Source organism: Vibrio sp. 070316B (genome assembly GCF_013114115.1).
In the GTDB taxonomy this organism is placed as follows: Bacteria; Pseudomonadota; Gammaproteobacteria; order Enterobacterales; family Vibrionaceae; genus Vibrio; species Vibrio chagasii_B.
In genome coordinates this window covers 181126-205524 of the sequence record NZ_VTYC01000005.1, presented here as the reverse complement: position 1 = coordinate 205524, position 24399 = coordinate 181126, and the positions used below count along the sequence as shown (strand labels likewise).

The 24399-nt window shown below is 42.7% G+C and carries 18 protein-coding genes; 5 read left to right on the top strand and 13 right to left on the bottom strand.

Features of this window, described 5'->3' with window-relative positions; genetic code table 11:
* The 4 genes from sbcD to F0251_RS06935 all read right to left on the bottom strand — a co-directional run bounded on the left by sbcD (nucleotide 1) and on the right by F0251_RS06935 (nucleotide 3869).
* Complete coding sequence (gene sbcD / locus F0251_RS06950; RefSeq protein WP_171730649.1) at nucleotides 1-1254, bottom strand: exonuclease subunit SbcD; 1254 nt, start codon at nucleotides 1252-1254, stop codon at nucleotides 1-3.
* Nucleotides 1255-1441: 187 nt separating this feature from the next.
* Nucleotides 1442-2020: a porin family protein gene (locus F0251_RS06945; protein ID WP_171730648.1), complete on the bottom strand. Its 579-nt coding sequence runs from the start codon at nucleotides 2018-2020 to the stop codon at nucleotides 1442-1444.
* A 485-nt stretch (nucleotides 2021-2505) separates the two neighbouring features.
* Nucleotides 2506-3162, bottom strand: a complete 657-nt coding sequence (locus tag F0251_RS06940; RefSeq protein WP_171730647.1) for a glutathione S-transferase family protein — start codon at nucleotides 3160-3162, stop codon at nucleotides 2506-2508.
* Nucleotides 3163-3272: 110 nt separating this feature from the next.
* Nucleotides 3273-3869, bottom strand: a complete 597-nt coding sequence (locus tag F0251_RS06935; RefSeq protein WP_061031425.1) for a LysE/ArgO family amino acid transporter — start codon at nucleotides 3867-3869, stop codon at nucleotides 3273-3275.
* 186 nt (nucleotides 3870-4055) lie between these two features.
* Between F0251_RS06935 and F0251_RS06930 the strand changes: the two genes are divergently transcribed.
* A complete protein-coding gene (locus tag F0251_RS06930; RefSeq protein ID WP_171730646.1) occupies nucleotides 4056-5408 on the top strand; it encodes a sphingomyelin phosphodiesterase in 1353 nt (450 codons plus the stop codon).
* 419 nt (nucleotides 5409-5827) lie between these two features.
* Entirely contained in the window at nucleotides 5828-7546 is a 1719-nt protein-coding gene (locus F0251_RS06925; RefSeq protein WP_171730645.1) for a S8 family peptidase, read from the top strand.
* Between the two features lie 800 nt (nucleotides 7547-8346).
* Here F0251_RS06925 and F0251_RS06920 read toward each other — a convergent pair.
* Complete coding sequence (locus tag F0251_RS06920; protein ID WP_171730644.1) at nucleotides 8347-8805, bottom strand: GNAT family N-acetyltransferase; 459 nt, start codon at nucleotides 8803-8805, stop codon at nucleotides 8347-8349.
* A 187-nt stretch (nucleotides 8806-8992) separates the two neighbouring features.
* Between F0251_RS06920 and F0251_RS06915 the strand changes: the two genes are divergently transcribed.
* Nucleotides 8993-10318, top strand: coding sequence for a sensor domain-containing diguanylate cyclase (locus tag F0251_RS06915; protein ID WP_171730643.1), 1326 nt, complete (start codon nucleotides 8993-8995; stop codon nucleotides 10316-10318).
* A gap of 125 nt (nucleotides 10319-10443) precedes the next feature.
* The gene (locus F0251_RS06910) at nucleotides 10444-11187 is read left to right on the top strand and encodes a class I SAM-dependent methyltransferase (RefSeq protein WP_171730642.1); all 744 of its coding nucleotides are present in this window, start codon (nucleotides 10444-10446) and stop codon (nucleotides 11185-11187) included.
* Between the two features lie 121 nt (nucleotides 11188-11308).
* Here the strand turns inward: F0251_RS06910 and F0251_RS06905 are convergent, their stop codons facing one another.
* From F0251_RS06905 to F0251_RS06890, 4 genes are all read right to left on the bottom strand, one after another.
* The gene (locus tag F0251_RS06905) at nucleotides 11309-13336 is read right to left on the bottom strand and encodes a TonB-dependent receptor (protein WP_171730641.1); all 2028 of its coding nucleotides are present in this window, start codon (nucleotides 13334-13336) and stop codon (nucleotides 11309-11311) included.
* A 181-nt stretch (nucleotides 13337-13517) separates the two neighbouring features.
* On the bottom strand, nucleotides 13518-14438 hold the full coding sequence (locus tag F0251_RS06900; protein WP_061031433.1) for a LysR family transcriptional regulator: 921 nt from the start codon (nucleotides 14436-14438) through the stop codon (nucleotides 13518-13520).
* A 262-nt stretch (nucleotides 14439-14700) separates the two neighbouring features.
* Entirely contained in the window at nucleotides 14701-16890 is a 2190-nt protein-coding gene (locus F0251_RS06895; protein ID WP_171730640.1) for an immunoglobulin-like domain-containing protein, read from the bottom strand.
* A gap of 467 nt (nucleotides 16891-17357) precedes the next feature.
* A complete protein-coding gene (locus F0251_RS06890) occupies nucleotides 17358-18353 on the bottom strand; it encodes a hypothetical protein (protein WP_061031435.1) in 996 nt (331 codons plus the stop codon).
* A 278-nt stretch (nucleotides 18354-18631) separates the two neighbouring features.
* Between F0251_RS06890 and F0251_RS06885 the strand changes: the two genes are divergently transcribed.
* Nucleotides 18632-18871, top strand: a complete 240-nt coding sequence (locus F0251_RS06885; RefSeq protein WP_008217643.1) for a PAS factor family protein — start codon at nucleotides 18632-18634, stop codon at nucleotides 18869-18871.
* A 224-nt stretch (nucleotides 18872-19095) separates the two neighbouring features.
* Here the strand turns inward: F0251_RS06885 and F0251_RS06880 are convergent, their stop codons facing one another.
* The 4 genes from F0251_RS06880 to F0251_RS06865 all read right to left on the bottom strand — a co-directional run bounded on the left by F0251_RS06880 (nucleotide 19096) and on the right by F0251_RS06865 (nucleotide 23878).
* The gene (locus F0251_RS06880) at nucleotides 19096-20805 is read right to left on the bottom strand and encodes a methyl-accepting chemotaxis protein (protein ID WP_171730671.1); all 1710 of its coding nucleotides are present in this window, start codon (nucleotides 20803-20805) and stop codon (nucleotides 19096-19098) included.
* Between the two features lie 564 nt (nucleotides 20806-21369).
* Complete coding sequence (locus tag F0251_RS06875; RefSeq protein ID WP_061031436.1) at nucleotides 21370-21786, bottom strand: MarR family winged helix-turn-helix transcriptional regulator; 417 nt, start codon at nucleotides 21784-21786, stop codon at nucleotides 21370-21372.
* Nucleotides 21764-22738, bottom strand: a complete 975-nt coding sequence (dmeF, locus tag F0251_RS06870) for a CDF family Co(II)/Ni(II) efflux transporter DmeF (RefSeq protein ID WP_171730639.1) — start codon at nucleotides 22736-22738, stop codon at nucleotides 21764-21766. Before dmeF ends, F0251_RS06875 begins: the two co-directional genes overlap by 23 nt.
* Before the next feature lie 222 nt (nucleotides 22739-22960).
* Nucleotides 22961-23878, bottom strand: coding sequence for a LysR family transcriptional regulator (locus tag F0251_RS06865; RefSeq protein ID WP_116870470.1), 918 nt, complete (start codon nucleotides 23876-23878; stop codon nucleotides 22961-22963).
* Nucleotides 23879-24399: the final 521 nt, after the last annotated feature.

The following is a 24399-nucleotide window of genomic DNA, read 5'->3' as shown; positions in this document are numbered from 1 at the left end:
TTACTCTTCTACTTTGTTTGTTGCTTGAGCGCTTTCAGACACTTCGACCATGACCTGCTTAAACTTCACCGTCATTCGCTCTAAGCGGGCTTTTTCAGATTCAGTTTCGAACTCTTCTAAGGCAATACGCTTGGTAAACACGTCCATCGGGCTCAGTTCCGACAGGGTTTCTGCTGATTCTTGCTCCAACGCTTGGTTACGACGCTCTCTTGCGCGGCGCAGCTGCAGTACTTCCACATTCAAGCCTTCAGTCAATGCACGCATACGCTCTTGTAGATCAGATAGGTAATCTTGAGCTTGAACCTCTATCGACAACCAGAGACTTTGTTCACCATCCAAACCAATATATTGATTTAGTTGAGACTCTATCTCGCTCAAATCGCCTTTAATTTCAGCAAGCGGTTGGAATGTCGGGACAGCCAATTGAGAAATGGTTCGTTCGCCTTCAGAAAACTCAACCACGCACACCTGCTTTTGAGATTTAAGCTCATCAAAGCTAAGTGGGATTGGAGAGCCGGAATAACGAATGTATTCACGTTTAGCCACTACTTGTGGGCGGTGAATATGACCAAGAGCAATGTAGTCGGCATCAGGGAAACCGTCCGCAGCAAAGCCATCTAGGTTACCAACGTAAATATCACGTACAGAATCTGACTGTTGAACGCCCATCGCAGTAAGGTGTCCCGTAGCGATGATTGGCATGTTCTCATGGTTTTCATAGGTAGAGCGCTTAGCGACCGCTGCTTCATAAACACTTTGGTAGTGCTGCTTGATTGCATCGCCAAGCTGTTTTTGACGCTCTACGCCAGATACACCAGCTTGACTGGTAAGCACATCACGTGGGCGGATAAAAGGAATAGCACACACAAGCGCTTCTACATCGCCCTTTTTACCCTTGAGTTCAACAACCTGAGTCGCATGATCTTCGTTGGTATTTGGGATGACATCAGCACCCATGTATTTGAGCAGTTGTTGGGTCTCTTTCAAAACCGAAACGGAATCGTGGTTTCCGCCTAGTAGTACCAATTGACAGCCAATCTTATTCGAGTCGACGACAAACTTGTTATACATCTCACGAGCGTAACTTGGTGGCGTACTGGTATCGAAAATGTCACCAGCAACGATGATCGCATCGATGTCATGCTCAGTAACTTGCTCAAGTAACCATTGTAAGAAACGTTCATGTTCATTCTTACGGCTTTTGTTGTAAAAGTTTTGGCCAAGGTGCCAATCGGACGTGTGAAGAATCTTCATTGCTGCTCACTGGAAGTCGGTAATACCTATAATCTACCAAAATCGCCCATACAATTCCCTTTTATAAGCTTGTGAAAAGCAACTAATTTTACGCATGAACGCATCATAGATTATAGCTACAAAAAAGCCGCTCATAATCAGAGCGGCTTTCGTATCAACTATAAACAATTTCAAGTCTCAACATGCGTTAGAAATTGTAAGAAGCACCCAGTGTTACTGTGCTAAATGCTACGTCTCGGCTGCTTAGACGAACTTTATTACCGTTAATATAAGCGAAGTTTTCAACGTTCACGGCATCAGCTTGTGAGATCAGACGAAGTGTTAGGTTCTCTACTGGCGTGTATTCAACACCCACACCGAAGTGGAAGCCTGCACCAGAGTCATCGCCATAGAAAGCACTGTTGCTCGAGTTCAAATCTACGTAGCTTAAACCTGCTAGTACAAATGGACGGATTGAGTTATCGAAAGTGTAACCAACATTCGCAGCTACTGAGAGAGACGTTGGTGAAAGCTTCTTTTGGCCTAATAATTCATAATCAGCGTAGTCCGTGTAGCCTAGTTCGATACCGACAATACGGTTGAACTGATAACCGCCATAAAGGTTGTAACCCATGCCGTCAGAATCTAAATTAGCGCCACCGTCCGTGTCTGAATCTTGATGTACACCAAGGCCAGCACCAATGTATGGACCGCCCTCAATACCAGCAGCAAATGTAGGAAGTGAAACCAAGCCAACTAGGCCTAATAGAAATGTTGATTTAAGCATGAAAATACCCTTTTTAGTTTGTCCCACAGCACCGTTCATCAACTATTAATAGGTTTCCGACACTATTCCAACGGTTGCGATACTGTTTAAAATAAATTATTCAAGCGACTTCTAACAAACAATAAAACACTGTTCATTTGCGAAGTGATTGGGAAATTATCACGACAATTTCCATTCACCAAGCGAATAATTCATAAGTTTTATAGAGTCTTATTTATGAGACAAAATAGAGCAAAAGCTTAAAGATGAGTAAGAATCACAGTATCAGCATTGTACAAACCATCACAAAACAAATATAAATCAGTTACTTACAGAAAAGCCAATCATATAGAGTGGTTGGTATATTCTAGTTATTACTTAATACTCCCCTTTCTGGAAAACAAAAAAGCTCACGCTATTTTTTAATAGAGTGAGCTTTAATTTATCCTTTCAAATTATTCAGAACGAAACACTATTAAAATATATTTAAAATAGTGAATGCAATATTAATGAGCTTCCGCAAGGCTTGCCAAATAAGTATTCGTTAAATAGAAACCACTAAACTTCTCCACAAAGTCTTGAGGTACCGTTTTCTCCGTTAAGCCCGACTTAATCAAAGCGGTCTGCCACGCTTGCACTTTAGGGAAGCCTTCTAACATATCAAAACCTGAACGATCTTTTATCACCGATGCGCGGTGTAATAGTGGCAGCCAAGCTATGTCGACATTCGAGATGTAATCCCCTTTGAAGAATTGAGTATCGCCTAATTTATTTTCAGCTTTTAGAAACGCTTTTTGAAGATTAGCCAAACGTGTTTCAAAAGTTTCTTTGTCTTTGCTTCCCATCGTTCCGCATTGTGGCATGTAATGTTTACTTGCTTGATAAGACCAAGCACGGTCCAATGCTTTTTGCTCGGCTGTTACCTCTTCAATAGGGGCGTATTTATCATCAAGGTATTCAACAATCGCATCAGATTCAAACAATACCGTGTCGTTTTCAGTCACTAGCACAGGCACTTGTCCATTTGGGGAAATATCCAAAAACCACTGCGGCTTGTTGTTAAGCTCAATGTATTCGATTTCAAATGGCACTTTCTTCATGACTAGAGCCCCCATTACACGTTGAACAAATGGGCAGTTTTTAAAGCTAATCAGTTTAATCATCGTTGACTCCGTATCAGGTCATTAATTTGTAGTTACATCCCTAAGACGAACATCAACAACAAAAGACGAAAGAAAATTCTATTTTTTTAGAAATAATGAAATAAGGCCAGTTAAACAATTAATGATATTGCAATAGATGCCATTATCACACCCACGAGAAATTCCAACACCTTCCAGGCTCTAGGGTTCTTAAACAGAGGCGCCAAGAATCGAGCACCATAACCGAGCGAAAAAAAGAACACGAAAGAAGCCGACACCGCCCCCGCCCCAAATAACATTTGATTTGGTTGATATTGAGTTGAAATAGAACCTAACAGCACAACGGTATCAAGATAGACGTGTGGGTTTAGCCAAGTAAACGCAACGCACATGGCTATCGCTTTGGTTAACGAGTCTTTGGTTTCAGCACTTGCTTCTAGCGCATGATTTTCAGTAAATGCAGAGCGGAAACTTAAAAATGAATACACACCCAAAAACATTGCTCCACCATAACGAGCAATCAGTTCGATTTGAGGAAACTGCTGAACAATAGCTCCAAAGCCTGTGACGCCAAAACTAATCAGTAACGCATCAGAGACAGCACACACAGTACAAATGACCAAAACATGTTGGTTCTTTAGGCCTTGCTTGAGTACAAAAGCATTTTGAGAACCTATCGCAAGGATCAGCGAAAGTCCGAGGGAGAAACCAGCAAAATAAGTCGTCATTAAATGCACTTCGAAATAGGTTGAATAATCATAAGTTACTATAAATTGGTGTATTTTTTCACAAAATTTACAATATGATCACATATCCGTTACACAGCACAAAACCAACACAACCAAATTGCAACCAAGTGCATATGAGAGCTACTTTCTGACTTCGATTTTAGGAATGTAATCAAAGGAAGAAACATGATTAAAAACCTGTGTTTAACACTGATATTTTGGGTAATAACGAGCCAGGCATATGCTACATCACTTTACTATATAAACCGCACTGATAAACCCATATTGATAAACTTTTCATTAGACACCAGTGCTCCCGTGAGCAATGGTTACCAATACAAGCTATCAGAAAATGACTTAGTAATTTGGCCCTATCAAAAAGCTAAAGTGGCTGATTTTAATCGATATTATGGAATTGTGAATGGTGCTACATATGATTACTTTCTGACAATATCACGATTGACTGATGAGGGAACATGGGAAGTCAAACCGCAAGAACCAGTCGCTCAACTTAAGTTGGTTGGTCATGGTTCAGGCTCGACGTTGTCTTATGGCTATAAAGGTCAAGGTATGATGACTGACTACAACCCATACATTCTTCATCGATATAATCAAGATGGATATCACTCTGAGTTCGGCGTTAAAGCGGTATACACATCGGGTTTTGACGACGTTGAATTTGTTGTGTCTGAACATACAATCAATGACACAGAATATGAACCAAACATCCTAAACGTTGCATCATATAACTTATGGTTGCTTCCTTCTGTGTCTTCCAATATTGCAGGCCGAGCAAGCATCATGAGCCATAGCCTTTCTGGGTTTGATGTACTCACTTTGCAAGAAGCATTTTCTACCGATAGAGACATTCTATTCAATAAGTTAGCGGACGAATATCCATACAGAACAGAGGTGGTTGGTGGTAACAGTAATGCGCTGTACGATGGCGGTGTGGTGACATTTAGCCGACATCCAATCATCGACACCGATAGTATCGTCTTCGAACACTGTACAGGCACTGACTGCTACGCAGACAAAGGCGTTGTATATACCAAGATAAACAAGGATGGCGAGATATACCACATTTTCAATACACACCTTGCCTCTTTCAACACACCTTCAGCTAAGCGTCTAAGACGCCTACAACTCGGTCTAATGCGAACCTTTATGTTGACCAAAGACATTCCTGCTAACGAAGCGGTGATCTATGCTGGAGACTTCAACATCGACAAAAATAGTGACTTCTTGGAATACCTTTTGATGCTTGCTACGTTAGATGTTGATCCTCCAGAGTTCAGAGGCTACACCCGTGCAACCTTTGATCCGACGATTAACCCTTACGCTGCTTATAAGTATTCAGGTGGTGCTGATGTAGAGTATCTGGATTACGTTTTTGTAAGTAGAGTGCACAGACGAGCAGTAAGTAATACAAATACGGTGAAACTCAACCAAAGACTAAACTCTGAGACTTGGGGAAGTTGGCACTTATCCGACCATTTTGCTATTGATGCTAACTTTGTGTTTAGTCCAAATGAGTAGCGTTCTAAAATAACCATAAGGTTGAACCAACCAAACACACTTGGGATGCTCGTTCTGTTCCTCCAATAAGAAGATCGAGCTCCTTATCCCCCTCCTTTTCACTGGCTCAATGAAAACCTTCCCGCCTGCTAAATAACAAATTAATCAATTGATTTTTAAGCAGTTTAACCTTCAGCGTGCATTTTATAAATGTTGAATTTATTAATAGAATTTAGCTCAAACTTTAAAGCTTAAAAATCGAACACAGTGAGATCTCAATACCATTTCATTGACCAAGCGAATGATAGAAATCTAATTGCATATTACCTTTTGACTGCTTTTTGAACGGGCTTTTCCCGTTCACTAAACTGGCTAAACGCGTGTTTACGCATTGCGTTTAAAAACAGTTTTAGCCGCATAACTATAAGGACGCTACACAGATGAAATACGGATACAGACTTACAACTCTTACTTTAGCTATCATCGCTTCAGCACACGCCACCGCTACAACTGTCAATGAAGAGAGTGTTACGCCACACATCTCCAATTCGCCATTCATACAAGATGTAAAAGGTACGATTGTTGAGGACTACTCTAAAGCTCCCATCCAACCATCCTTCTTCTCAATGAGAATGATGAGCTCTGCTGATTCACAGCGCGGCGATTGGTTCAATCTATCTGCGAGCTACACAAGGCTTCAAGGAGTAGGTTCTGACGTGGTATATGACTACCTTATGCCACCACTAAAGCCAGAGCCAGTGATCGTGGCTGTTCTTGATTCGGGCGTTGATGTGGAACATGAAGACCTAAAAAACAAGCTTTGGATGAACAAGGGCGAGATCCCAGATAACGGTATCGATGATGATGGCAATGGTTACATCGATGATATTCACGGATGGAACTTTCTCGGAAACTCCTTAGGGATTAACGTTGACCAAGATACATTAGAGGTCACACGAGAATACAAGAAGTACCTGAAACTGAAAGAAAATGGACATTGGATTCCACGCAAAAAGCGTGAGTACTATGAAGGCGTTGAGTCCGACTACCTCTCCTCTTTAAAAGACGACCAAGATGCGTTAAATCGTGTCACTACCGCGATTGACCAAGCCAACGAATACAAAGAAGAGATTCTTCAATACGTTGATCAGAAAGACTTTTCGACTAATGGTTTAAAAACGCTATTAGATAACGAAAACGCTAGCGTCGTTGCAGCGGCGCAAGGCCTACTTAGCCTATTTGAATCTTGGTACTCATTTGAATATTTGGAATCTCGCCGTAGCCGCTATCAAGACTCTTTAGACTTCCATCTAAATCTAGAGCTCGATACTCGTCGCGACATCGTGTTAGATGACATCAATAACCCATGGGAAAAGGGTTACGGTAACAACGATGTAAAGGGGCCAGTTGGCTCACACGGCACTCACGTTGCGGGTATCATCGCCGCTGAACGCGGAAACTTTATCGGTATCGATGGGGTTGCAGACCATGCACAAATTATGGCGGTACGTATGGTGCCAAATGGTGATGAGCGAGATAAAGACATTGCCAATGCGGTGCGCTATGCCGTCGATAATGGTGCAAAGATCATTAACATGAGTTTCGGTAAAAGCTACTCACCTCGCAAGTACATTGTTGACCATGCATTCCGTTATGCCGCTCGTAAAGGCGTACTGATTGTTCACTCCGCGGGTAACAGCCGTAACGACAATGACATTAAACCAAGCTTTCCAAACCGCTACGCTAAGCACTACCGCTCAAAGCCTATCTCAACATGGTTAGATGTGGGCGCATCAGCAAAATACGCAGACCAAAGCTTGGTGGCAAGCTTCAGTAACTTCGGACAAAAATCGGTTGATGTATTTGCTCCTGGGTATCGAATTCTTTCAACTACACCAGGCAACACTTACGGTTCGAAAAGTGGTACCAGCATGGCAGCACCTGTGGTTTCAGGTGTCGCTGCTTTAGTGTGGTCTCGCTACCCTGACCTATCAGTGAAAGAGCTGAAGTCGCTATTAATGAACGAATCAAAAGTCTATCCAGAATTGCTTGTTAAAAAGCCTTCTAGCCCGACAGATTTAGTGTCTTTTAACACTCTATCGATTTCTGGCAGTGTGGTAGATGCTGAGGCTATATTCACAGAGTTGGAAACACGCTAACACCTTATTATCTATTGATTAATTATGAAAAAGGTTGCCCGAGGCAACCTTTTTGCTTTTCACAACAACAACAGAGATTCCAGACACCTCGTCCCTCAGTTCTGGAATGACAAGAGAAATAACGTGAATGTTTTATTCGTCATTCCCTACAGTGAGGAACGAACATGATAGGGAATCTCGCTCTGCGGTACGAGATTCCAGACACCTCGTCCCTCGGTTCTGGAATGACACGAGAAAAAAACGTGAACGCTTTGTTCATCATTCCCTACAGTGAAGGGGGAACGCAACAAGAAGTCTTGCTGTGCCGTAAGAGATTCCAGAGACCTCGTCCCTCGGTTCTGGAATGACACGAGAGAAAAACGTGAACGCTTTGTTCGTCATTCCCTACAGTGAAGAACGAGCGCAACAAGGAGCCTCGCTCTGCCGTAAGAGATTCCAGACACTTCGTTCCTCAGTTCTGGAATGACACGAGAGAAAAACGTGAACGCTTTGTTCGTCATTCCCTAGTGTAAAACGAACGTGATAGGGAGTCTCGCTCTGCCGTAAGAGATTCCGATACCTCGTTTCTCGGTTCCGGAATGACACGAGAGAAAAACGTGAACGCTTTATTCATAATTCCCTACAGTCAAGAGCGAGCGCAACAAGGAGTCTCGCTTTGCCGTAAGAGATTCCGATACCTCGTTCCTCGGTTCCGGAATGACACGAGAGAAAAGCGTGAACGCTTCATTCGTCATTCCCTACAGTGAGGGACGAACGTGATAGGGAATCTCTTTATACGGTATAATTCTAATAGACCATATTTAGCGTAATTCGATACTCATGAACTGGCTGTAAGGGTCTAATTCGTAATCCGCAAAGGGTTCACAGTAACCAAAGCCAAACTTCTCGTATAAGTTACGCGCAGGCTTGAAGTATTCCTCAGAACCCGTTTCCAAGCTGATTCTTTGATATTGGCGCGAAGAAGCTGTGTCTAGAACATGCTGCAAGAGTTTGCTCGCCACTCCTGTATTGCGAGCAAACTGAGAGGTTCGCATCGATTTAAGCTCGGCATGTTGGGAATCCAACTCTTTAATAGCAACACAACCCAATAATTGACTGTCTTTCCATGCACTGAAAAAAGTAATCTCTGTTGATCTCAAAGCATCAAGATCGAGTGCATGAACGCTTTCTGGTGGCGACGTCGCATACATGTCAGCTAAATGCTCTTCTAATAGCCGAATAACCTCTCCGCCTGACAAATCATCAATTTTTATTTTCATAACGCTTTAATTATCCTTAATAAAATTTTAATCCGTTTTCCATTCAGTAAAATCACGCTAGTGTAGTTAAATGATGAATATCATACTTTGCATGTAGAGTCTCGCTGCATTTACCCTGTCTATCAGCGATATACCCAAGTTAATGCAAAGCACCTTTTTGCGGTAGAGATTAATTGATCAGACCGATATGAGTATCCAACTAGACTTAACGACAGCCTTACCTTGCCAGAACTTCGATTCTGCCCAAGGCTACATTACCCTCCAGGATCATCAGGTCATTGATGTCGACGATAATATCGCGACCCTATTTGGTTACGATGACCGAGAATCGCTATTAAAGAATGTCGATTTCGTCTATGCCTTAATACCCGATAGCTACCATGGCACAGTGCGTGAACGCTACGTTTCTGCAATCAAAGGTCAGCTTCAAAAAGGTAAAGTCTATAAAGATATCCCTATTAATGGACGCCGACTCTCTTTGTTTAGCCTTGCGCACATGATTAAACTCAACAACCGCCCTGCTCTCCGCGTCATGCTTGTCGATATTACGGCAGTTGTCGAATCTGAGCGTAAGCTCCAAGAAAAAGACCACATGTACCGGACGCTACTGAAAAGCTCGAAACAAGGTGTGCTCATTCATCAAAACTTCAAACCTTTGATGGTCAATCAGGCATGGGTTGAAATGCAGGGTGCTAAATCTATTGAGCAAGTACTTGCTATGGATTCGGTCATCTCTATTATTCCACACGACAATCGTATCAACGCTCTAAAGCGCAACCAGAATATTATGGCCGGTCACACACCTAGCTTTAGTTCTGTAGTCGAAAACCGTTGTCTTGATGGAAGTAAGAAGTACTTCAATATCTACGACAACATCATCTTTTGGGAAGGTGAAAAAGCGATTCAAGTGGTCGTCGAAGACCTGACAAGCAAAGTTGCACTAGAGGAAGAGTTAATCCAGCGCGCTCTGTATGATGACCTAACACAAGTGCTAAATCGTCAGGCCGTCTACGACTGGCTAAAGAAACCAATCACTAATCAAGCTGATATGTCCTGTTTGTTACTCGATATTGATGATTTCAAAAAAGTGAATGACCAATTTGGGCATAGCGTGGGTGACACTGTTATTCGAACCCTTGCAAGCATCATCAAAAAGCATGTGAAAATATTAAACGGCGTCGTTGGACGTTGGGGCGGCGAAGAATTTATTGTCTTCTGTCCGAAGTCTCAGACAAACCATGCCACTGCATTGTCCACGACAGAATCCCAGGCAACAATTGTCGGCGAGCGTATTTGTGAAGAGTTTCGAAGCCATCAATTCATCGGTTTTAACCGAAAATCATTTAACACAAGTGTCAGTATCGGTGTCACCGACAGTTGTATAATACGAACGAGTAACTCGCTCAATAACTTGATTCGTGTAACAGATGATGCCCTCTATCAGGCTAAATCGAATGATAAAAATAGAGTGTCGGTCAACACGGAATGTGAATGCGCAGGATGTGAGTTATGAAAGAATTGCTAAGCATCAATAAAGGTTTATTAACTCGATAAATCAATCAAAGATTTTCTTGTTATTTTCAAGTTCTAGTTTACTATGCGCCACCCCAATTTTTTCAGCAAATGCTGCAGGCAAACATGTCCGCCAACGCGCTCTATACCGACCTATCCAGTTACTATGATTTAATGTGTGTTGATATTGACTACCAAGCGCAAAGTCACTGCGTTCGTAGGCTACATCAGATTTTTGGAAATGAAGGAAGAACTCACCTAGACCTTGGTTGTGGCACTGGCCCACACGTTCGTCACTTTATTGATTATGGCTATCAAAGCAATGGACTTGACCTAAACCAGCCCATGTTAGATATCGCTCAAATACGCTGCCCTGAGGCTAACTTTTCAGTACAGAACATGAGTAATTTTGAAGTGTCTGAGCCGTTCGACCTTATTACTTGTTTCTTGTATTCGATCCACTACAACGATGGCATCGAGAAGTTAAAAGAGTGCATTGCCAGCGTTCATAAAGCGCTAAAACAAGGCGGCGTGTTCTGCTTCAATGTGGTCGACAAAAATAAGATCTGTAATGATCTGTTTGTTCGCCATACGACAAACCAAGAACAGGATGATTTTACCTTCCGATCGGGTTGGTATTACTCTGGCGAGGGCGACAAGCAGGCTTTGAAGCTTAGCATCGAGAAAACCACTGCTGGTGAGACTCAGATATGGAACGATGAACACCCAATGGTTGCGTTCTCATTTAAAGAGTTAATCGAAATTTTGAAGCCCTACTTTGAGGTTCACATCTTCGAGCATGACTATGACAAGCTTTTACCTTGGGACACGCTTTCAGGTAATGCACTCATTGCGTGTGTGAAAAGCTAGTTTACTTCTCGTAAAGCGTTAGCCCTCACGAAAAGCGCCTAAATCAAAAGACCCCACACAACGTTAAGTCATGTGGGGTCTTTTTCATGTGTATTAACTTATCGGATCAAACGGTGATTGATTAGAAGTCAGCCGTCATACCTACGTAGTAAGTACGTGGTTCTTCGACATAACCCATGTTTTCAAGCTCTTGAGATACCGCTTCGTCCGTCAAGTTAGTGATACCCGCACGAATACGAACAGAATCATTCACGTTGTAAACCGTACCAATATTCAATGTTGTGTAAGCATCCTGAGTTAGATCCGTTTCGATATTACGTTCGCCACGGTAGCGCGCGCTAATAAAGGTGTTTAGATCGTAAGTAGGGCTCCAGTTTAGCTTAACCAAACCAGAATGCTTGTAACGCTCTAACAGCTCTTCACCCGTTGATTTATCTTCTGTGTCTAGGAAAGTGTAGTTACCAGAAATACCCCACTCGTCCGTGATTTGGAATTGACCCGTAAGCTCTGCACCTTGGACTACTGCTTCTGAAACATTAGTATAAGTACGTTTACCGTTTACATAACCTGTTGAGCTTGAACTATCTGCACACCCTTTACCCGCTTCAAATACTCCACCGTTCTCACAGTAGGTATCATCACGATCAATTAGGTCATTGATTTCATTTCGGAACAATGCACCTTCGACATTCCAACGCGGTTGGCTATAGATAGCAGCGATCTCGTAGTTCAAACTGGTTTCAGGCTTAAGGTCTTCGTTACCATGTAAATCACAAACACCCTTACAACTGTTCACTGTGTAATCCGCTTGGTTTTGTGTTAAAGATGGCGCCTTAAATGCTTTACCAACACCACCTTTGATGATTAAGTCATTCGTTGTTTGGTGAACCAAGTACACTCGCGGGCTAAATTCTTCACCGTATAGCTCGTGTTTATCTAGACGACCACCGATTGTTGCTGTTAGTTGCTCCGTCATTAACCATTGGTCTTGAATAAACAATGCACCTTGGTAAGCCTCGGATGTCCCGTTAACTAGGTTTTCTTTGTTTGTTAACTCACTTAACTGGTAATCCATACCAAACGTAACGGTATGACTATCACCTAGATAGGTTGTTGCTGAAGCTTCTACAATTTGCGTCAATTCTTCAACATCACTGCTGTAGTTATTTCCTAAATCAGCTGCGTCACTATCAGTTACGTTTTCACGCGAGTAACGCACTTGTGTATCACCCCAGCTCCAAAAACCGCTGTGTGTTATCGCTTGGCTGTTACGTACAACTTTACTGTCAATTGGATTTGCACCTGTAGCATATTCAGCCAAACCCTCACGTTGGTCGGCGCTGTAACCTAAGTCTAAATCGATGGTTTGATTATCAGTTGCATGCCAAGTTAACGTACCTAATAGGCTTAACGTATCGCGGCCTTCTAGTGCAGTCACATCTTCTCTATCATGACCCGAAGAGTGAATACCAGAATATGGCTGCCATGCATCACGGCTCGTTTGGTTAATAGAGAAACGAGCAAACAACTCATCTTCAATCAAAGCACCAGAGGTCGTTAGACCTACAGACTGCTCCTGCCCACCATTACCATCCATTGGTGACGAGGTATCCATACTTAATGTCGAACTCCACTCATTGACAGGGGCTTTAGTAATAATGTTGATGGTACCGCCCATACCGTCAGAGCCGTATAGTGCCGACATTGGGCCACGGATGATTTCAACACGTTCGATAGATTCAGTAGGAATTGTAGAAAGATCGAAATCGTTGCCACGGATAATGGCACTTGCTGAACTTAAACGTCTTCCGTTTACCATGATAAGCGTGTAATCAGAATCCATACCACGAATAGAGATCATCTGGCGGCCAGCACGCGTGCTATCAAAATCAGACTCAACACTCGTTGATTCAGCAACGATGTCTGCCAAGGTAATACCTGGGCTATCTTCGATATCTTGAGCAGTAATTACAGACATAGAAGCTGGTGCTTGTTTCAACGCCATCTCTGTACGAGTAGCGGTAACTACCATTTGCTCATCTGTATCCTTCACTTCCTCTTGCGCCAATAGGTTTGGCGAAAGTGAAGTACAAATAACAGCGACTGCGATCGATAAAGGCTTACGAGTAAAAAGGGATCTCTCAGACATGATATTTATTCTTATATGTGATTGGTAATGATAATGGTTTGCATTAAACAATCAGTTACCATTGTTATCAACGAAAGTTTCATACCAAAAATTCATTCTCGTTATTCACATTTCAAATAAGAGAAAAGAACCATATTCATTTCAATCTAATACTTAAAATCCCATTCATGATTATGATGTTTTAGGCGTATAAGTCTTTGAATAGCTGGCGTACCCAACGGCACATAGGGTCATTGTGGAAGCGTTTATGCCAATATAAGTAAACATCTTCTGACGGACTTCTGATCGCTTTCGGCACGCGTTTACAAATTAAGTCACGTTGTTTGGCAGCTTGCGTGGCAAAAGGGGTTGGTAGGTGAAAGATGATGTCGGTCGTCTCTGCAATATCTGCAGCGATATTGAAGTTAGACAGCTGCACTGGGATTGAAAGTTGGCGCTGCTTATCAATCAGCCCAAGATCTTTGAATCGATTTTCAATAGAGAGCTTCTTATCACCTTGTAGCGAGATCTGACCTAGCTGGCTGTTAAGCAAGTCATCGACCGTGATCTCTTTGTCAGCCAATGGATGGTCTTTGCTCATCAACAAGCGGTAGTCACGGCTTATCACGAACATTCGATACAAGTTTTGCTCTGAACTTAAAGGCTCATGGGTCGACAATACAAAATGTGCATCCCCCGACAACAAAGGTTCGAAATGACGTTTCGGAATAGAATCGACATCGACAACCATATTTGGTGCTTGCTTGCGAATCTCGGAAACGACCTTAGGCAACAGATGAGAAACCTGAGGAACCAAACCGAAGAAACGAACAGTACTGTCACTCGTTTGTGGTTCGAACACATCGCCATGAACCAACTTCTCTAAACGTGTCAGCACAGAATTGAGATCTTGCTTAATGGCTTCTGCTTTTGGTGTTAGCTCATAGCCGTAAGCCGCTCTTACTAACAGGTCATCGTTAAACACTGTACGTAGCTTTTGCAGCGAACGACTCACGGTAGGCTGGCTCATATCAAGTGCTAAAGCAGTATTGGATACATGCTTTTCTTCAAGAAGGTGTTTAAGGATAACTAAGAGGTTAAGGTCGACTTGCGCTAGATTCATTATTTAAATATTAACAAACTTGAAAATTCAGTGAGCGCATAGTGCAGTTTTCAGACATGCAATACAATTGATAATCACTCTTATTTTGATCTAAAGCAAAGTCTTTTGCCACCCTAGCCGCTAGGTATAGCGTCGACAAAAGTTATGACATTAATAAGACCGAGGTCATGATTCGATTTGGATTAACTAATAAAAAAAGAGAGGCACGATGGCCTCTCTTTGGTCTTTTACTTTATGGTGTTAAATCTACAGAGCTAGCAGATTAAAGCTTTGTCCAAGCGTCTTGCCAGTATTGGCTATCTCCTGGAGCATAAGATGCGCTTGCACACCACGCTGTGTATGGCCAAGGCTTACATTCGTATAAGCCATTGTCACTGCCGACTACAATATCGCCCGCTTCGTAGTTCGTTCCGGCTTCATACGGAGGGTAATCACCTGGAGGTGGCGTTGTACCGCCCTCTTCTTTGATAACGAATGAGTTATCGACCATCACCATTTCGCCGTCTGTTGCTTTACCAACGACTTCAAGCTTGTATTGGCCTTCGGCAACATCGTACAGATCCATTGTTATTGCACGACTGTCAGTTAGGTTAACTTTGGTCTGCTCTACTACAGTACCTGCGCTGTTAATCACCATAGCTGTTACATCTAACGCTTCGTTTGATGTCAGTGTGAATTGTAAACGTACATTGCCGTTATCTAGTACGTATTCCGACTGAAGGCCAGATACGTTCAGTTCTGGGTCACCACCTGGATCAGGATTTCCACCACATGAGCTGTCTGAAACCTTTCTCCAAACGCCCCACTCACCTGTCGTTCCTGGCTCTTCACCACGGGTATACCAGCCAGCTCCCCAAGTCGCGCCGTCGTGTGATACTTGGCCACCTTCAACATAAACAGTGTCGGCATCCCATGCAGCAGCACAGTTAGAACCATCAGTCACTGACACTTTACGCTCAGCAGTGATGGTTTGATGAGCACTGTCTGTCACACTGTATACAAGCGTGTAGTTGCCCATTTCATTCACATCGACACTACCAGTGTGTGTAATCGAACTTGTTAGGTCACCATCTTCAGCATCGTTTGCAGTCACACCAGCCATCGGATCAAATGCGCTACCTAACATGACAGTAGTATCAGACACGCCATCGAATACAGGTTTTTGGCTGTAAACTTCGACCGTTCTTGCTTTGGTTGTTTCATTGTTATCGCTGTCTTTCACGCGGTAGGTTAGAACATAAGTACCGATAACACTGGTTTCAACGTAACCTTCAACATCAATTGATGAAGTTAAATCACCATCTTCTTTATCTGTTGCTGTCACGCCTTCCATCGGGTCAAAAACAGTGCCGTGAAGAACACGTGTATTCTCAACACCTTTCAATACAGGCTCACCTTCTACCGGTGGTGGTGTCACTTGACCGTGAACAAAAGGACCGTAGTCTTTGATGAATTGTTCGTTGTACGCTTGACCGGCTTTGTTGGTACCCATATCCCAGTTGATAGACCAAGTCATCACGCCACGTAAAGGCTGACCTTGCGCCGTTAGGCTATCGAATGCGTCGTACAAATCTTGTGGCTCTTGCACAAAACCAGTAGCTGCAGCATCGATACTTGAAGGGATACCAAACACTAACTTGTCGTGCGGGATCTTATGGAAACCGCGTGTACCGTTGATTAGTGAGTCAGAGATGTAGTAGATGAATTCTTCTTTTAATGCATCGTTGTTTTGTGCGATCCAACCTACGCCTTCAACCCAGATACCGTCACCGCCTTGGTTGTAAAACTGCGGGTTGATCCAATCGTAGTAACCTTCCAAGTTATCGATGTAAGGGACATATTTGCCACCCGTCGTTAGATACGGGAACTCTGGCGCCATAGTAATAAGGAAGTTTTTGCCTTCAGCACGGTAGTGATCTTTCACTAGCTTAAGGGCATCTGGAATCACGGTTTGGTTGTTTGCTGCGGTTACTGCTGCTTGTTCTAGGTCGATATCTAGACCATCAAAACCATAGCGCTCCGTAAGACGGATAATCTCATCAGCAAAGGCTCTTTCATCACCTGTTTCAAGCTCTACGTGTGCATCTGCACCACCTAAAGCTATTAGCACAGAGCGACCTTGTTTGTTGAGTTCTGAAATTTGGTCAATAAATTGTTCTTCTGAAAGCCCAACAGTAGGGTCCAGTTTAAAAGTTGGAATTCGACCATCCGCCACGTCATACACTTTCATGAATGATACATTCACAATATTGTACATAGGGTTCACTTCATCCAGCGTTACACATGGCGCATTACCACCTTGGTAACCCCCACCATCACACCAGTTATGCCAATAACCAACGACGACACCTGAATCTGGATTCGTCATGTCAGATCCATTTGCATAAACCGCGCCCGACATGGCCGCCATACCGACTGATACTGCTAATTGTAGAGCTTTACGTTTTAACATTAGTCCCACTTCCTTACTTAACAGCTGTGCCAATCACAACCGAACCAATTCATTTTAATCATGAATATTTATAGAGAAGTAATGGAATTTATAGGAAAAAACGACCTTTGATTTAACTTGTGATTTTAAGTCACAGATTGAATATTAGAATCAATATGATTTTGACTTTTCATTCGATTTAAAATGCTAAATTAGAGGTTTTTCAATGGAATTAATTGATATTATGAATATATAAAACACAGTTAATTCACAATCAAAATTAAGCTATATTAGGTAAAGTTAATTTAATGAGCCAATTCGAATAAAGGCTCTAAAAGCACTGATATTAAAGACATTTAATTTTGCGAGTGATATCACTAAAAAATCAAAATCGTTCAGATTTCGTGTATTTAAAAAGTACACATCGGATTGGAACACTAGACTTAATTCTTTATTCTGAGATAAAAAATCAAACATTACTCACCAAGCTAATCACCAGAAGATGAATAATATCGCTCCATAAGCGCAATAAAATTCATCTTGTCCACTTCCTTAAGCTGATTAATTCCAGCAGCTGCCTTTCTTCCACCTCCCGTATCGAAACTAGAACAAACTTCATCGGCTCCAGTCCTATTTGATAAAGGTGCTCGTAAACTCACTGTATAAGACAAGCCATCAGGATTTTTCGTTAATACGGCTTGAGCGCGATCAGGATCTTGGTTAACGATTTCATTGCCAAATACACCACTAATTCGTCTTGCCCAAGTCTCGGCTGGCAGTTCAAACACTCTTGCAACGTTACTCTCGTATATTGGGTTTAAGCCAGATAGCTGTAGGTAGTCACTCTTATAGGCATCGCGAAGTTCATAAAACACGGAACTTACATCAGATAACAGAGCAAACGGATTTGGGTATTGGTAAAGGCGTTGATAAAGTTCAACAGGTGTAAAATGCAAATCGCTCAATGACGCACCATATCCGTTGTAATTTACCAAAGTTCCGAGCTCCTCTAAAAAGTCGATTTGTGGTTGGTCAAAACCAGTTGCTAACGCAAGTCGAGTCGCCACTGCTTTTAAGTTGTCACCAAATGCCGCCGCTATTGCCCATGCCACATACGCACCCTTTAGCTTTTGGTTTATTAACAAGCTGGTACAACATTCCGGTGCAGTGTTTATTAAGGTTTCGAGGTAATGAGACTTCGGTATTTCTCCCGTACGATGATGATCGCAGTAGAAGACGTTGATCTCACTATCAAGCAGCGAACGTAACTCGCTTAAGTTCTTCTCCATTGAAACATCTAAAATAGTCACCGATGTAATATCGCTTTGGGGATCCTGCTCCGCGAGTTGAACAAGCACTTGCGAGACTAGCTTAATATCACGCTTAACACCGGTGACAAGTGTGCTCTCTTTTGGCTCATGCAAGCGCAATTGCAATAATGCGATAATGCCATCTGCATCCCCATTGAATACGTCGTAGTGCATTTTGTTCCTCTTCCAGTGAGATTCAACCATTCACAATAACGATATTTGTTCGGACTGTATCGTGAAGGTATGAGTAAGCTTAATAGATAACAAATATTTTAACCTTATTTCATAGATACTTAAGTCCATTTTGGAATGCCTTATTCTGATAAACTTCTAGCGAAACAAAAGTTAACGTAAACCATCGATCATTTGACTTATTGTATGACATATATCACAGCAAGTTGTGAGTAAAAGATTATAAAATAAGCATCTCCCACTTGATGATATAGAGACGAATGAACACTACTACCACTCTTGTTTATGACACTTTAAAAAGCCTTGCTGCCCACGCTCCTGAGCAGCATGCCGAGATTCGCCAGCGTTTATATGAGCAGTTGAGCCTGCCATTTAATAAGCAGCTCTCGTTGTACGCTAATGTGCTTGGGCCTATCAGTTCAGGGAAATTAGCCGGATGCGACAACATTGATAAAGCGGTTGAACTTGCACTTGACGTGCTAGAAGGTCGAAGCAAATAACCTCCACGGAATCCCGTATTATCAATCATTAAGCTCAAACGACCCAGCTCCTCTCCCCACGGGTCGTTTCTTCACCCTGTAATGATCTCTAATGGTCATACTAATTCACAGTATAATTCATACACATCACTCACATAGTCAGTTAGAAGCATCATCCATTAAACGCCAGACACAAAAAAAGCGCAGATGATCCGCGCCTTTGGTATTGGTTTATCCTGAGGTACTTACGACGTCTTGAACTGCGCTACAGCTTGGTCCATATCATTCGCTTGCTCTGCGACTTTATCGACTTCAATCAAACAGTGTTGAGCTGATGCATTATTGTCATTAGAGATGGTGTTCAGCTCTGTAATGGAATCACTCACTTGTGCCATTACAGCACCCTGCTCTTCAATTGCTGACGCGATACGTTCAGAGTTACCTTGAATGCTCTGCATGTCACTTAAGATAAGCTGCAGGCTAGCATCCAGCTCTTCTGAATCTTTAAGCGTTAGCTGGCCTTGCTGGTTACACTCGCCAATTTCAGTCATCGATGCCTGCATCTGGCTTTGAATCGCACTTACCACCGAGGTTATCTCTGTCGTCGACTGATGTGTTCTGCTTGCTAGTGCGCGTACTTCATCTGCTACCACTGCGAAGCCACGCCCTTGCTCACCGGCACGTGCTGCTTCAATTGCAGCGTTCAACGCTAGTAGGTTAGTTTGTTCAGCAATGCCTTGGATAATGTTGACTGCATCACCGATTTGATCGACATGATGGTTCAGTGAGCTGATTGAATCTTGGCTGCTTGATAGACGTTCAGACAACTGAGTAATGTTGTTGATGGTATCGACCACCACTTCACGCCCCTTGTCTGCGTTCACTTTCGCTTGATGCACGCCTTCTGCAGCAACTGAAGTACTTTCTGAAATTTCACCAATCGTTAATACCATCTCTTGAACGGATGTTGTCATGGTTGAGGTGTGGTTGGCTTGAACTTCAAACTGTTTGATTACTGACTCTAGCTCATCATGCATATTAGAGGTACTTTGAGTAAGTTGTAGAGACTTAGATTGAGAGGCAGAAATCAAGCCTTCAAGCTGATCAAGCAATTGGTTGAAGTATTGACCTAAGGTGCTCAACTCATCTTTACCATCAAGGTGTGAACGTATTGACACATCGTTGGAATCGACAATATTGCGGATCACCGAAAGCAATGACTCAATTTTACCAATAATAGAGCGAACGATTAACCAGCTGAACAAAATGATCGACACAAGCAATGTGACGCAAAGGATGTTGTTGATCAGCGATAGTTTGTCCATCTCCTTTTGAGTTTCTTGGTCGAGCACTGCTGAAAACTCTTTAAACTGAGTCTCAATCACATGTGAACCAGAGCGTGCTTCCCCAAGAAGGCCCTCATTGTGCTTAAGTCCAATAACTTTCTTCTGTTCAACCACTTGCTTTGCTGTCTCTAACAAGGCACTCGAGCTTAAAGAAAGCATGCTCGGATCAAAGGTACCCTTTTCAATCAGTTCATTAAAAAGGTAAAGCTCTACTTTTTGCTCAGCGCTCGCTGTTGCACTCATGCTATCTAGCACTTCATGAAACTGTCCCAAAAGACCTTTGTCTCTCGTGAGTCCATAGACTTCCGTTGCTTTTACCAGTTCAACGAAACTCGTATGGTACGTCTCGATGTCTTCACGTAAGTGTGTGCTGTTTACCAAACCTAGATCATTCAGAACCACATTGAGCTGTGACTCTGAAGCCAAAAACTTGTTGTAGTTCACGTCGAACTTATCTAGGTATTTCATATCATTTCGCAACAAGAAGTCTTTCTCGTTACGGCGCAGGTTAAGCAGGCGAACTTCGAGTTCTTTGGTGATTTGTTTAGCTTCGCTCATTTGAGCAGTCGTATCTGCGAATTGTGAAGTGGTGAACAGCAATGAAACCATGCCGAAAATGGAAAACATTCCCAATGAATAGAGCTTTTTCTTTATATCCATAGATGTGACTCGTCTTTACTAAATTTAGGTATCTAAGGCTGGGCGTCTGACTGTTTTATCTCGCCCATGCTATTTCGTTATTTTTATCTTTTTACCAATAATGGGCGCTTTACAGGGGCTGTTTTGCCTCTATATCTCGCCATTGCACATTCATTGAAAATGCAAATAACAACACCCACTAAAGTTAAAAATATCAATAACACAAATTGGTGCGATGTACATTAGCAAGATTATAAAATTGGGATACAAAGGTTTCTCATGTTTGATACAAACGTTAAAAACATCTCTGACACCTTTTAAATAAAGGGATTTGGAGATTTTCTCACCGCCCCTTTTGTTTAGATCACTTCCAAGTGATAAGTACTTAATTTTAAAAAACAAGTAACTGATCAAAGTTCACCATACCCATTAACCAAATAGCAAAAAGCCGACATCAACTGTCGGCTTTGTAAGTTCATCTTGTGACACACAAATTCGCACACCCTTGGATGCGAGCGAATAACCTGGAACACGTTAAAAAGCTTTCACCATTTGAGTTAAGCACTTCAATAGCACCGCTTTGTCTTGTTCTTCTATGCCTTGGGTTAGCTCATTGACGAGATTTAGGTGAAGTTGGTTATGGTGAACGTGGATCTTTTGCCCTTCACCAGTCAAAGCAACCACAATTGCTCGTCGATCAGTTGGGTGCTCATGACGTTCAATCAACTCTGCTTTTACCAGCTTCTCAATTTGAACAGTGAGTGTGCCTGTTGTGATACCAAGCTTTTCAGCAAGCTCTTTCATTCGCAACGCGCCATGCATGCCCAATACTTCAATCGTATGGACCTGTGCGAGCGAGTAACCCGTTTCTTTAACAACGGATTGCTCCCACGAAGACATTTTGTCGTAGAACTCAGTCAATATTTGGTTAAGCTGTTCTATGTTTTGCATGGCCGTTTGAGTGCACTTCAAGAGTAAGATGATTAATCTTATCAAACTTGGCGAGCATTTGTTTATATTCAGAAACGGATTTGTCACTGATTGATTCAAGAGTAATCGCCGCTGAATAATGATGCCCGCTCACCTTCCACATGTGAAAGTCTGTCACAGAAGCATAAGGTGATAGCGTCTCGATCACCGAATCACGATATTCCTGATGAATGTTTTCATCCAATAAGATTGGGCTAGTCTGCTTCATGAGGTTCATGGTCCACTTGGCAATGACCAGCGCGCCGACCATCCCCATCACTGCATCTAACCAGTTCCAACCATAAAACTTACCAAACAGCAGCGCGACAATTGCGAGTAACGACGTTAACGTATCCGCTAGAACGTGCATATACGCAGCACGCAGATTGTGGTCATGATGATGGCCGTTGTGACTATGATGATGCGTATCTTCCTGGTTATGTGAGTGACCATGTGAATGCCCGTGAGCGTGTCCATGATCATGGTCGTGATGGTGGTCCCCCAGCAAAAACATGCTGACAACATTCACCACAAGACCAATACAAGCCACAATAATCGCTTCATTAAATTGAATGGTTTGAGGGTTGAACAAGCGATGTATCGATTCCACCAGCATCAAAAGAGCCACAATACCCAAAGCAATCGCACTGGTGTAGCCCCCTAACACACTCGCTTTACCTGTACCAAAAGAGAAACGAGCACTATCGGCATGTTTTCTTGCGTAACGATAAGCAAACAAAGTGATGCCAAACGCTGCTGCGTGTGTGCCCATGTGCCAACCATCTGCAAGCAATGCCATCGAACCATAAACCGTACCTGCAATGATTTCGATAAACATAGTCGTGACTGTCAGTAGCAGGACATAAAAAGTGCGCTTTTCACCTTGGCTGTTATGTGAGGAGAAGTTGTGGTGGTGATGGGTTGTAAAGCTCAAAATGGTGTCCTTAGTCTTATGCTCAAAGTTGATGTCACTGAACAGTCAAACTACTTTGACGAACAAGTAGTTTGACTATCAAATCAATATCGCTAAATTTAGTTTGATAATTAAACATTGTCAATGCGGTATTTCCTGTGACGTAAACGGCAGCGACAAAAAAGCCCACATGGAGTGGGCTTGGATTCTTCTATAGAAAGGTATGCGAGCTATCTTGATAAGCTAATCAACGTTTGTTTGTAGCAATGTAATCTCATCATTCACCCATCCCAAAAGTTGCTTTGTGGCTTTCGATAAGACTTGGTTCTGCCTTACGATATAACCAAGGCTGGTGCTAGAAAAGTTGATTAATGGCGTGACCTTGGACTTAAGGTGTTGCTTAGTTGAGATCGCAAACTCAGGAATGATAGCGACACCAAACCCCGCCTCCGCCCAGTCAATTTGTGCGTCGACGCTCCCTACTTCCATGACTCTGTGATTGGGTAGATTCAAACTGGGTAAACCTTCATCGATGAAGTCACGCGTTCTCGTATCATGACCTAGTAGGATCAAGGTCAGTTCAGAATCGACTTCATCATTCTGAGTATCATTATCCTTTGAATTGTCAGAATTTTGAGGATCCAAACCATCTCCTAGTGCACACCATGATAACTCTTGAAGCTTGGTAAAATAGAGCGACTCGTTATGCTGCTCTTTCGCAATCACAAAGCCAAGGTCAGCCTTAGCGTTCTTCACCAAACTCGATGCTTGAGATGAGGTGGTATTGAGCAATGTGAGGTCGATGCCCGGGTATTGCGCTTTAAATTTCTGGAAAGGACGAATCAATAAAAATCGAGAGATAATGTCACTAACCGCAATGGTTAGCGTGCCAATTTTGAGGTCATTAATCGCATTGAGATCAGCCTGACATACCTGCAACTCAAGCAAGGTTCTTTGGCTGGTTTCTAAGAGCCTTTCGCCCGCTTGAGTTAGCTGAAACGGGCTTCTTTCTATCAGCTTGATGCGTGTCAGTTGTTCAAGTTGTTTTAAATGCAAGCTTACGTTTGGCTGTGTCATATGTAGAGCGTTGGCCGCCTTACCGAAATGTTTGTGTTCGGCTAACGTCACAAACGTGTTCATCAAATTGATATCAAGCATCATCTTCTCTCTTGTGTTACTTCCAATTGTTCGGCACTAAAAATGCGTCACTCTCTATTTCACAGTCCCACTGCTCCGTCATTCCCTACAGTGAGGAACGAACGTGATAGAGAATCTCGCTTGTGGTGTGAGATTCCTGATACCTCGTTCCTCGGTTCTGGAATGACGCTAACAAATCGAGTGAACGTTCGGTTCATCACTTCCAAAGCAAAGAACTACAAACGCGTGACTCTCTTTTCACAATCCACCTGCTCCGTCATTACCTACAGTGAGGAACGAACGTGATAGAGAATCTCGCTTGTGGTTTGAGATTCCTGATACCTCGTTCCTCGGTTCTGGAATGACGCTAACAAATCGAGTGAACGTTCGGTTCATCACTTCCAAAGCAAAGAACCAAAAACGCGTCACTCTCTATATTCACAATCCACCAGTTCCGCCATTCCCTACAGTGAGGAACGAACGTGATGGGGAATCTCGCTTGTGGTTAAGACTTTAGAGCTATATGGAATCCTTATCAAGATAAT